The sequence below is a fragment of the Stenotrophomonas sp. C-A genome (genome assembly GCF_054030835.1).
In genome coordinates, this window is the sequence record NZ_CM132916.1 from 895,315 (window position 1) to 907,363 (window position 12,049).

Annotated in this window: 5 protein-coding genes; all 5 read right to left on the bottom strand. The window is 65.7% G+C overall.

The features are described from left to right. Window positions 1-135 precede the first annotated feature (135 nt). Window positions 136-3,060 (bottom strand): TonB-dependent receptor domain-containing protein, encoded by a 2,925-nt coding sequence (locus ACW5IY_RS04100; RefSeq protein WP_197638504.1) that lies wholly within the window; start codon window positions 3,058-3,060, stop codon window positions 136-138. A 337-nt stretch (window positions 3,061-3,397) separates the two neighbouring features. Beyond that, the gene (locus ACW5IY_RS04105; RefSeq protein WP_049434035.1) at window positions 3,398-6,367 is read right to left on the bottom strand and encodes a TonB-dependent receptor domain-containing protein; all 2,970 of its coding nucleotides are present in this window, start codon (window positions 6,365-6,367) and stop codon (window positions 3,398-3,400) included. Between the two features lie 306 nt (window positions 6,368-6,673). Next, window positions 6,674-8,200, bottom strand: coding sequence for an exopolyphosphatase (gene ppx / locus ACW5IY_RS04110; protein ID WP_010483920.1), 1,527 nt, complete (start codon window positions 8,198-8,200; stop codon window positions 6,674-6,676). A 362-nt stretch (window positions 8,201-8,562) separates the two neighbouring features. Beyond that, the gene (gene ppk1 / locus ACW5IY_RS04115; protein ID WP_049434036.1) at window positions 8,563-10,650 is read right to left on the bottom strand and encodes a polyphosphate kinase 1; all 2,088 of its coding nucleotides are present in this window, start codon (window positions 10,648-10,650) and stop codon (window positions 8,563-8,565) included. A gap of 4 nt (window positions 10,651-10,654) precedes the next feature. Then, the gene (gene phoR, locus ACW5IY_RS04120) at window positions 10,655-11,986 is read right to left on the bottom strand and encodes a phosphate regulon sensor histidine kinase PhoR (protein WP_049434037.1); all 1,332 of its coding nucleotides are present in this window, start codon (window positions 11,984-11,986) and stop codon (window positions 10,655-10,657) included. Window positions 11,987-12,049: the final 63 nt, after the last annotated feature.

Here is a 12,049-nt window from a genome sequence, read left to right on the forward strand (position 1 = left end):
TCCCGGTTTCCGGCATGCTCGGGCCTGGCGATGTAGCGGATATGACCGCTTTGCGACCACGGGATGACGGCGGTCCGGTTCCCGTGGAGCCACGGCCCCGAAGGGCCGTGGTGGTGGTGCAGGGAGCGCGGTGGATCAGAAGCGCTGCTGGTATTTCATGTAGATGAAACGACCGATGTCGAAGCCACCGTAGTAGGAGAAGTTGGCGCTCGGCTGGCTGTACATGACCGGCCCCTGGCGGCCGAATACATTGTTGGCACCGATCGAGACGGTCGCATCCCATGGCAGGTTGTAGCGTGCCTGCACGTCGTGGAAGGTGACCGATCCGCGGCGGTTGTAGTCACGGCTGCCACTGAACCACGGTGCGCGCTGCCCCGGGTGCGAGCACTCACCCGGGTACGTGGCCGCATCCAGGCAACGTTCCTTGACCGCGGAGAAATAGCGCAGGCCCCAACCCAGGCCGAGGTTGCCACGTTCCCAGCCCAATGATGCGTTGGAGCGCACACGGAAGCCGATGCCGCCGTTGGTGGCGATGCCATTGCTGGGGATGGGCGGGGCATCCGCCTCGTTGGTGGTCCGTTCTTCCGCGGCCACCACATAGGTGGTCTTCCAGTCGGCGCTCAGCGTGCCCCAGGACGTTTCGAACTTGTGACCGATCTCCAGGTCATAGCCTTCGGCCTGGCGGAAACCGCTGTTGCGGCTGCCATATCTGAGCGTGTTGACGATGCCCAGTTCCGGGTCGCGGGTGAAGCTGCCGCAGCGCTCGGCGATGCCCAGTTCGTAGCAGTCGCGGAGGATGTCATTGGGATGGTCGGCAACGATGGTGTTGTCGATGCGGATCTTCCACCAGTCCAGCGCGATGTTCAGTCCTTCGGCAAACGTCGGGCTCCAGACCAGGCCCAGCGTGCGGCTGGTCGAGGTTTCCGGCTTCAGGTCGGGATTGGAGCCGTTGGTGAAGGGCAGGGGCGTCTGCCCGCTGCTGCCGGTGATCGGCTCGTTGCCCTGGCCGAGCTGGCGGTAGCTGTCTGCGTTGGCGATGTCGGCAGCGCAGCGTGCACGTACCTCCGGGCTGCTGGCGGCCGCGCCATAGACGGTATCGCAGGGATCACGGAAGCCGGTGGTGAAGGTCTGCGAGCCGCCACCGTACAGATTCGAGATGGTCGGCGCACGGAAGCCCTGGGCCCAGGTGCCACGGACCAGCAACTGGTCGATCGGCTTCCAGGAGACGCCGAACTTGCTGTTGAGGGTTCCGCCGAAGGTGGTGTAGTCGGAGTAGCGCGTCGCCGTGTCGAGGGTCAGCTGGCGTGCACCGGGCAGGTCGTGCAGCAACGGCACGCTCAGCTCCAGATAGGCCTCATCGACACGGTAGCCACCGCCGGTGGGGCCCGCCGCCAGGTTGGTGGTGGCACCGGTCTGGGCCAGCGCGTCGGGAATGAAGCGACCCTCCTCGCGGCGGCTCTCCACGCCCAGGGCGAAGCCCAGTTCCCCGGCGGGCAGCGTGGCAAGGCCGCCACTGAGGCTGGCGAACAGGTTGCGGGTGGTGTTTCGGCCACGCGTGAGTTCCTCAGGGAACAGCCAGTCCTGCAGTTCGCTGTTGCCGGTCAGGCCGTACGGGTCATCCTGGCCATACGGCACCAGCGGATTCCAGGGCTTGCAGCCGGCAATCGGTGCGTCCGGTGTGCCGCATTCCACCTTGCCGGTGGCCGGGTTGTAGAACGAAGGACCGGTGGAATCGGCGACGCGCTGCTTGTGCAGGTTGCCGGTGGCTCGCTGCTCCAGCTCGCTGCGGTTGTACTGGTAGCCGGCTTCCCAATCGAACTCGCGACCGACGAACTGGAAGCTGCCTTCAAACGCTGCGACACCCTGCCAGGTGGTCAGTTCGCTGATGCTGACGCGCGGAATCTCCCAGCTGCGGCGGTTCCAGTGCACATCGCTTGGGCGTTCATAGCCGTGGTGGCTGCCGAACGGGTTGAACCAGCTGTCGGCGGACATCGGCGTGATGCCGGCTGCACCGGACTGGAACGGATAGCCGGCAACCTGGCGCGTGGTGGTGCGTCGGTTGTAGGCCAACTGGGTGTTGAAGCGGATCTGGTCGTTCAGATCCATGCGTGCGTCGACGAAGAGCGAATCGCGCTTGATCGGCGTCTGCACGTGCATCTGTTCGTTGCTGTTGCTGACGTCACCGGTGAACGGTGTGTTGTCACTGAGGTGGAAACTGTCCGGCCCGCCCGGCTGGCTGCCGCGATCGAGCGAATAGCTGCAGCCACGGGCGCTGCTGCAGCCCGGGCCCTTGAAGCCGACGATGCGCCCCCACTGGCCGACCGTGGTCCAGCCATCGTCCGGATGACGATCGGTATAGGTGTAGGCGCTGAAGCCGCGGTCCTTCGCCCACACGCCCTTCTCTTCGACATGCTCGGCGGCGACGCTGATCGAGGCGCGGTCATTCGACCAGCCGGCAACCACATCGTACTGGGTGCGGGCACCGTCGCCTTCGCTGAACTGCCCATGGTAGACGTTGGCCGTCACACCCTGGACGTTGCGCCGGGTGATGATGTTGACCACGCCGGCCATCGCGTCGGAACCGTAGATGGCCGAAGCGCCGTCCTTCAGCACTTCCATGCGCTCCACGGCAGCGGCGGGAATGCTGGAAATGTCCTGGTAACCCGAAGTGGTCATGCCCAGGCGCTTGCCGTTGACCAGCACCAGCGTGCGCTGCGCCCCCAGCCCGCGCATGTCCACGTAGCTGCCGCCGGAGGCTTCGCCACTGCTGAGCGGGCTGGCGCGGCTGAGCGCGGGGCTGCCGGTCGCGGTCAGGTTCTGCAGGATGTCCGCGACGGAATTGAAGCCCTGCCGCTCGATGTCGGCGCGGCTGATGGTCAGCACCGGCTGTGCGGTTTCCAGGTCGACCTGGCGGATGCGCGAACCGGTGATCTCGATACGGTCCAGCGTGGTGGCTTCTGGTGAGTGCTGGGCGAATGCGGGGGCGGCCAGTGCGGTGCTGGCCGTCATCGCCAGCGCACGACGGATCGCCAACCCGAGCTCGGGAATACGGATGGTCATGGGTCTCTCTCTCAGTCTTCGAAGTCTTCGGAACACAGCCAAGCGGGGCTGCGTAAATGCCACCGCGGTGGTGGACGTTCGAACCTAGTGAAGACGGGCGTGGAGACGTATGGGCAAACGACGAAAGCACCGTAGACAGTCGTGACGCTTCTGCACAAAGCAGAAGTAAATCAATCGATTGCTGCAAACAGTGGCCGTGCGGCGGAAGCAGATCAGAGTACCGTGCCCCTGATTGAACGCATCAAGGTCAATGTGGAAAGCGACAGTCTGCGCGGGGGCACAAAAAAACCACGGCCCCGAAGGGCCGTGGTCGTCGAGCTTCAACAGTGCGGATGGATCAGAAGCGCTGCTGGTACTTCATGTACATGAAACGACCGATGTCGTAGCCACCGTAGTAGGAGAACGACGAGTTCGGCTTGCTGTACATCACCGGAGCTTCCTTGCCGAACACATTGTTCGCGCCCACCGAAACGGTGGCATCCCACGGCAGGTTGTAGCGGAACTGCACGTCGTGGAAGGTCACCGCGCCGCGCTCGTTGTAAGCGGTCGGCGACTTCAGCCACGGAGCCAGGAAGGTCGGATCGGAGCATTCGTCCGCATACCGCGAGGCGTTGAGGCAGCGCTCCTTCACACCGGAGTAGTAGCGTGCCGTCCAGCTGACGCCGAAGTCACCCACATCCCAGCCCAGCACCAGGTTCGAGCGCACGCGGAACGCAAGGCTGGTGGCGGTGCCGATGGTGTTGGCAACGCCGTTGATCGGCGTGATCGCATCACGGACATCATTGGTGGAGCGGTAGACGTTCTTGCTCACATAGGTGCTGGTCCAGCCTGCGCTCAGCTTGCCGTAGCTGGTGTCGACGCGATAGCTGACATCCAGGTCGTAACCTTCGGTCTCGGCGAAGCCAGCATTGCGGTTGCCGAACTTCAGGCCGGTGACGATGCCGTTGGACGGGTCGCGGGTGAAGCGGCTGCAGCGCGATTCGATGCCCTGCTCATAGCAGTCCTTCAGGATCTGGTTCGGGCTGTCACCGACGATGGTGTTGTCGATGCGGATCTTCCACCAGTCCAGCGCCACGTTGAGGTTGCTGAGGAAGGTCGGGCTCCACACCAGGCCCAGCGTCTTGCTGGTCGAGGTTTCCGGAACCAGCAGCGGGTTGGAACCGGAAACGAACGGCGTCGGGGTCGCATCCTGTGCCGTGGTTACCGGCGTGTTGCCCTGCTTCAGCTGGCGGAAGTTGGCGGCATCGGCGATGTCACGTGCGCAGCGCGAGCGGACTTCAGCACTGCCCTTGGCCGAGCCGAACACGGTGTCGCACGGGTCGCTGAACTGCGCGAAGGTTTCCGAACCGCCACCGTACAGATCGTTGATGGTCGGTGCGCGGAAGCCCTCGGCCCAGGTACCACGGACCAGCAGCTGGTCGATCGGCTTCCACTTGAAACCGAACTTGCTGTTGAGCGTGTTGCCGAAGGTGTTGTACTTGGAATAGCGGGTGGCAGCACTGAAGCTCAGCTCACGCGCACCGGGCAGGTCGGCCAGCACCGGCACGCTGAGCTCCAGGTAGGCTTCCTTCACGTTGTAGCTGCCACCGGTCGGGCCTGCGGCCAGGTTGGTGGTGGCGCCGGTCTGGGCCAGGGCATCGGGGGTGTAGCGGCCATCTTCCTTGCGGCTTTCCACGCCGAAAGCGAAGCCCAGGTCGCCGGCCGGCAGGGTCATGATGCTGCCGGACAGGTTGGCGAACGCGTTCTTGGTGGTGGTCCGGCCGGTGGTGTGCTCCGCCGGGAACAGCCAGGCCATCAGTTCTTCATTGCCGGTCAGTCCGTTCGGATCGTTCTTGCCGTAGGGCACCAGCGGGTTCCACGGCGTGCAGCCGCTGATCACCGCGCCCGGACGGCCACACATCACCTTGCCGGTGGCCGGATCCAGGAACGACGGACCCACGGCGTCACGCACGCGCTTCTTGTGCAGGTTGCCGGTGGCGGTAGCGGTCAGCTCGTTGCGGTTGTACTGGTAGCCCACGTCCCAGTCGAAGTAGCGCTGGCCGATCTCGAAGCTGCCATCCAGCGACACTACCGCACGGTAGGTCTTCAGTTCGCTGGTGCTCACACGCGGGATTTCCCAGGTGCGGCGGTTCCAGGCCACGTCGGTTGGCTTGGCATAGCCGTGCTGGTTGCCGAACGGGTTGAAGTAGCTGTCCTTGGACATCAGGCCGGTAGCGGTCGGGTCGCCCGAGATGGACACCGAGCTGGACTGCAGGGGGTAGCCTGCAATCTGGCGCTCGGCCGAACGCTTGTTGTAGCCGAATTCGGTGCGCAGGTTGACCTGGTCGGTGATCTTGAAGCGACCGTCGAAGTACACCGAATCACGCTTGAGCGGATACATGACGTGCATCTGTTCGTTGGCGTTGCTGACATCGCCGGTGAACGGGGTCGCGTCGGTCAGGTGGTAGTTGGCCGGGTTGGTCGGATCAGCACCGCGGTTGAGCGAGTAGCCACAGCCGTCCTTGGTGTTGGTGCAGCCCGGGCCACCCTTCAGGCCGGTGACCTGGCCCCACTGGCTCAGCGTGGTCCAGTTGGAGGCATCGTTCGGGTGGCGGTCGCTCACGCCGTACTTGCTGAACCAGCGGTCCTTGGCCCAGACGCTCTTTTCTTCGGAGTGCTCCAGTGCCAGGGTCAGCGACACGCGGTCATTGCTCCAGCCGCCGACCACGTCGAAGCGGTCACGTGCACCGTCGCCTTCGCTGTACTGGCCGTGGTAGACGTTGGCGGTCACGCCGTTGACGTTGGAACGGGTGATGATGTTGACCACGCCGGCCATCGCATCGGAACCGTAGATGGCCGAAGCGCCATCCTTCAGCACTTCAATGCGCTCCACCGCCGACACCGGCAGCGAGGACACGTCCTGCAGGCCCGAGGTGCTGATGCCCAGGCGCTTGCCGTTGACCAGCACCAGGGTGCGCTGCGCGCCCAGGTTGCGCATGTCGATGTAGGTGCCGCCGGTGTTTTCGCCCGAGCTCAGTGCGTTTGCGCGGCTGATCGCCGGGCTGCCCATCGCGGTGACGTTCTGCAGGATGTCGGCCACCGAGCTGAAGCCCTGGCGCTCGATGTCCAACCGGCTCAGTGCCAGGACCGGCTGTGCGGTCTCCACGTCCACCTGGCGGATGCGCGAGCCAGTGATCTCGATGCGATCCAGGGTGGTCGGCGCGGCAGTGCTGCCACTCTGGGCGAACGCAGGCAGCGCGGCCAGCGTCGCAGTGGTTGCCAGGGCGTAGCGGATGGCCTGCCCCAGGGGGGTGGTACGTGAAGTCATGACGAGCTCTCTCTCTCTCAGGTCGTGCAGGGACGCCAAAAGGGGCGTCGAAGAAATCGGCCGCCGATAAGCGGACCGATGACCCGATAGTAGTCTCGTTGGTTAATGCTCTGTAAAGAGGGCGTGTCGATTTGTACCAGGCTTCATCGTCAGATTTCACGAAAGCTCAACAAAAGCAGTCGCTTAGCTGTAGCGCTGAATGCGCTCCCCCGACATGATCTGCTGCGTCGCAGCAGGTCAACGGGGGGCGCATGCGCGAATCGTAACGGTGTGTGACCTTCTTCCCCTCGTGGGAAAGCGTGAGCCTCAGGCCACGAACGGCCGGAACTGGATGCCCAGCCCGGCGATGCCGTCGGTCTCGCCGATCAGATCGGCGCGCAGCAGCGGCCGGGCATCGATGAAGGCCTGCGGCACGATCAGCGACAGGCGGTTGTCGTCGGCGGTCAGTTCCAGCGCGGGCAGTGGATCGTCCTCGTGGGCACGATTGAGCAGCACCGCCAGGCGCAGCAGGGCAGCCAGCCGGCGAGCGGTCAGCAGCAGGCGCTCGGGCAGGGCGTCGAAGGCGGTCTTGGTCACGCTGCGGCGATGGCTGCGCACCAGGGCGGCCAGCATCTGCTGTTCCTGCCGCGAGAAGCCGGCGATATCCGAGTGTTCCAGTACGTAACTGCCATGCACGTGGTAGCCGCTGTGCGCGATCATCAGGCCGAGCTCGTGCAGACGCGCGGCCCAGCCGAGCATCCGCGCGTCGTCGGCATCGAGCCGCCAGCGTTCCTGCACCTGTTCCAGCAGTGACAGCGCGGTGTCCTGCACGCGATCGGCCTGCACGGTATCGATGCCGTAGCGCTGGCTGAGTGCGGACACCGATTCATCGCGCAGGTCGTTTTCGCCAGCGCGGCCGACGATGTCGTACAGGATGCCTTCGCGCATCGCCGCCTTGCTGACCAGCAGCTTCTGCAGGCCCAGTGCCTGGAAGGCGGCCTCCAGCACCAGGATGCCGCCGGCGATGATCGGGCGGCGGTCGCTGGACAGGCCCGGCAGCTGGATGTCGTCGATCTTCTTGGCCTTCAGCAGTTCATCGCGCAGCTGCGGCAGGGCCTCGGCGGTGATCGCGCCCTTGCTCAGCTTCATCGTGGCGCAGATCTCGCTGATCGCCTTGTGCGTGCCCGAAGAACCCAGTGCTTCCTGCCAGCCCAGCGCGCGGTACTTGCTGGCGAAGGGCTGGAACTCGCGGCCGATCTCGGCCAGCGCGTCCTTCCAGCGCTTCTTGCTCAGCTTGCCGCCGGGGAAGAAGCGCCGGGTGCTGGCGATGCAACCGGCCTGCAGGCTTTCGCGCTCCAGGGTCTGCATGCCCATGCCGATGATGAACTCGGTGGAACCGCCGCCGATGTCGATCACCAGCCGGCGCTGGCCGGGCTTGGGCGGTTGCGCGTGGGCCACGCCGAGGTAGATCAGGCGCGCTTCTTCGCGGCCACTGACCACTTCGATGGCATGCCCGAGCGCGGTTTCGGCGGGAACCAGGAACGACTGCGGAGAGCGCAGCTGGCGCACGGTGTTGGTGGCCAGTGCGCGCACCCGGTGCGGCGGCACGTTGCGGATGCGCTGGCCGAAGCGGGCCAGGCATTCCAGCGCGCGCTGCCGCGCAGCGGAGGAGAGGCCACCTTTGCCATCCAGGCCATCGGCCATGCGCACGGTCTCGCGCAGGCGGTCGATCACCCGCAGCTGGCCGAGCGTGTAGCGCGCGATGACCATGTGAAAACTATTGGAGCCAAGGTCGATGGCGGCCAGCAGGTCGCCATCCTGCAATGCGGGCGGAGTCGTGGTGGTGTGCGGCATGGACGAATGTTAGCCGAAGGGGCGGTGTGCTCGTCACCGCGCGGCCTTCACATTTTGGAAGAGGGGAGTGCGGCAGGGCTGCGCCCTGCACCCGCAGAGGCAACGTCAACGTCAACGTCAAAAGCGGGGTATCCGTGGGATGGCGGGGTGGGTGCGGTTGCGGGGGACGCCGTGAACCCATCCTTGGGGGCTTGGCCGCGGCATCCATGCCGCGGACACCCCCGCAACCGGACCCACCCCGCCTTCGACAGTTCCCTGCGATCTGATGGTGGGTGCCGACCGTTGGTCGGCACTGATCCAATCCCGACCAGAATCGGTGCCTGCCGCTCCTGGTAGGTGTCGACCTTGGTCGACACACCGGCTCACAGCCCCTGCATCAATGCCATCTGCGCAGAATGCGGGGCTTCGTCGTGCGCCGGGGCACGCTTGTGGTAGATGCCGTCGGCGTCCAGCTCCCAGGCGTTGAGGTTGTCGTCCAGGTAGTTCTGCAGGACTTCGCGGTAGACCCGCTTGGCCAGCTCCGGGTCGAGGATCGGGAAGCACGTCTCGACCCGGCGCAGCAGGTTGCGCTCCAGCCAGTCGGCGCTGGCGCAGTACATCTCCGGTGCGCCGTCGTTGCCGAACCAGTAGACGCGGCTGTGCTCCAGGAAGCGGCCGACGATCGAGCGCACGCGGATGTTGTCCGAGATGCCCGGTACGCCCGGGCGCAGGGTGCAGGCGCCGCGGATGATCAGGTCGATCTGCACGCCGGCCTGCGAGGCGGCGTACAGCGCGCGCACCACCTGCGGTTCGTTCAACGCGTTCATCTTGGCGATGATCCGCGCAGGGCGGCCGGCGGCGGCAATGCGCGTTTCGCGCTCGATGCGGCCGAGGATGCCGGTGTGCAGGGTGAAGGGGGACTGCAGCAGGCGCTTGAGCTTCATCTTCGAGGCCAGCCCGGACAGCTGCTGGAACAGCAGGTGCACGTCGTTGCCGATGTCCGCATCGGCAGTGATCAGGCTGATGTCGGTGTACGCGCGGGCGGTGCCGCTGTGGTAGTTGCCGGTGCCCAGGTGCACGTAGCGGCGCAGCTTGCGGCCCTCGCGGCGCACGATCAGCAGCATCTTGGCGTGGGTCTTGTAGCCAACCACGCCGTACACCACCTGCACGCCGGCTTCCTGCAGGCGATCGGCCAGGCCCAGGTTGGCCTCTTCGTCGAAGCGTGCGCGCAGTTCAACCACCACGGTCACGTCCTTGCCGTTGCGCGCGGCCTGGATCAGCGCGTCGACAATCAGCGAATCCTTGCCGGTGCGGTACAGGGTCTGCTTGATCGCCAGTACATTGGGATCGATCGCCGCCTGCCGGATCAGCTCCAGCACTGCGGTGAAGGCATCGAACGGGTGGTGCAGCAACAGGTCCTGGCGCGCCGCTGTCTCGAAGATGCCGTCGCTGTCGCGCAGCGTGCGCGGGGTCATCGGCGGGTACTTCAGGTCCGGCTGCGCGATCAGGTCGTACAGCTGGATGATGCGGTTGAGATTGACCGGGCCGTCGATGCGGTACACCGCGTTCTCGGTCAGGCCGAAATTCTGCAGCAGGGTGCGCACGATATCGCGCGGCATGTCCTGCGCGATTTCCAGGCGCACCGCCGGGCGGTAGCCGCGGTCGACCAGTTCGTCGCGCAGTGCGAGCGCCAGGTTCTCCACTTCCTCCTCGTCCACCACCAGCTCGGAGTTGCGGGTAACGCGGAACTGGTACGCCCCCTGCACTTCCATGCCGGGGAACAGCTCATCGACGAAGGTGGACAGCACCGACGACAGGAACACGAAGTTCTGCGATCCGCCGAGCTTCTCCGGCAGCTGGATGATGCGCGGCAGCGAGCGCGGCGCACGCACGATGGCAAGGTGGCCGGCGCGGCCGAACGCGTCGGTGCCCTTCAGCACCACCACGATGTTCAGCGACTTGTTGAGGATCTTCGGGAACGGATGCACTGGGTCCAGGCCCAGCGGCGACAGCACCGGCATGATCTCGTTGCGGAAGTAGGCGCGCAGCCAGCGCTTCTGGCGGTCGGTCCAGGAATGGCGGCCGAGCACGCCGATGCCGGCCTCCATCAGCGCCGGGCGCAGCGTCTCGTTCCAGCAGCGGTACTGCTGGTCCACCAGTTCCGCGGCGCGGTCGTGGATGGCATTGAGGATGGCCTGCGGGCTCATGCCGTCCGGCGCCGGCGGCAGGCCGAATTCCTGCGCGTGGCGCACGGCGGCGGCGCGGATCTCGAAGAACTCGTCCAGGTTGGTGCAGGAGATGCACATGAAGCGCAGCCGCTCCAGCAGCGGCACCTGCGGGTCCATCGCCTGGGCCAGCACGCGGAAATTGAAATCCAGCTGCGACAGTTCGCGGTTGATGTAGAGCGCCGGGTCACGCAGCGGATCGTTGTCCGGGCTCACGGGGAGGGGGAGGGATCCGAGGCTGCTCATGGCGTCATTCTTCGATGGAAGTCAGGGGGGCGGACTCGCGCGGGCGCACGTGGTCGGCATCGAAATGGCAGGAAAACACCGAGCCCTTGCCGACCTCGCTTTCAATCTCCAGCCGTGCGTGGTGCAGGCCGAGGATGTGCTTGACGATGGACAGGCCCAGGCCAGTACCGCCGCTTTCGCGGGAGCGGCTGCTGGAGACACGGTAGAAACGTTCGGTCAGGCGCGGCAGGTGGGTGGCCGGGATGCCGTAGCCGGAATCGCGCACTGCCAGCACGGCACCGTCGCCTTCGCGGCGGAACTCCACGGCGATGCGGCCACCGGCCGGGGTGTAGCGCACCGCGTTGGTGACCAGGTTGGAGAAGGCGCTGTGCAGTTCCTTGGTCGAGCCCTGCAGGTCAACGCCGGCCAGGTCGTCGATGCTGATCTGGTGGCGGCCCTGGCTGTGCGCCTCGGCTTCGCGGCGCAGGGTGGCCAGCATCGGCTGCATGGCCACGGTCTCTTCCTCGCTGTGTTCCTGCGACTCGAGGCGCGACAGCGTCAGCAGGTCTTCCACCAGCTGGGCCATGCGCTGGCTCTGCTTGCGCATTTCTTCCAGCATCGGACCGGTTCCCGGGAAATCCTCCGGGTCCATCATGTCCAGGTAGCCGTGGACCACGGTGAGCGGCGTGCGCAGTTCGTGTGAAACGTTGGCCACAAAATCGCGGCGCACCTGTTCCAGGCGCAGCAGCTTGCTGACGTCGCGGGCGATCAGCAGCCAGTAATCCGACGAATAGGGAATCAGGCGCAGGTTCAGGCGGATCGCCGGATCGACCGGCGAGGGCACGTCCAGGATCGGCTCGGCATTGCGGCCACCAGCCAGCCAATGCGCCAGCGGCATCGGTTGCAGGCGTTCGACCAGGGCCTCGCCGAGGTCGCCCGGATGATGCAGGCCGAGCAGGGCGGTGGCTGCTTCGTTGAACCACTGCACACGCTGGCTGTTGCGGTCCAGCACCACCACGGCATCGGGCAGCGCGGCGGCGGCGGCGCGGTAGCTGCGCAGCATGTCCAGCAGGCGGCGCTTGCGCACGCGCATTTCCACCTGGTTGCGGTACAGCAGGCGGTCCAGCTCGTTCCAGACGCCGGTGCCTTCTTCGGCGGTGTCCCAGCGCTGGCGCGCGGTCAGCCGGCGCAGCACGCTGCGCAGGCGCCAGTAATGCCACACCAGCGTGGCCAGTGCGCCCAGTGCGATGCACAACCACAGATGGCCCGTGAACCACCCCACCAATCCGGCGAACAGCAGTACCGCGGCGACGGTGGCCAGGGTCTTCAACCAGGCAGAGCGGATGTGGCGGGGCATTGCGATCTCGTCGTTGAGGTGCGGCGGTTCACTGGGGTGAACCGAGGGTTATAGCAGAGTTGC

Bases quoted from the DNA above. Each gene is read 5' to 3' on its own strand.
- ACW5IY_RS04100 (WP_197638504.1), bottom strand. From the start codon at position 3,060: ATGACCATCCGTATTCCCGAGCTCGGGTTGGCGATCCGTCGTGCGCTG.
- ACW5IY_RS04105 (WP_049434035.1), bottom strand. From the start codon at position 6,367: ATGACTTCACGTACCACCCCCCTGGGGCAGGCCATCCGCTACGCCCTG.
- ppx (WP_010483920.1), bottom strand. From the start codon at position 8,200: ATGCCGCACACCACCACGACTCCGCCCGCATTGCAGGATGGCGACCTG.
- ppk1 (WP_049434036.1), bottom strand. From the start codon at position 10,650: ATGAGCAGCCTCGGATCCCTCCCCCTCCCCGTGAGCCCGGACAACGAT.
- phoR (WP_049434037.1), bottom strand. From the start codon at position 11,986: ATGCCCCGCCACATCCGCTCTGCCTGGTTGAAGACCCTGGCCACCGTC.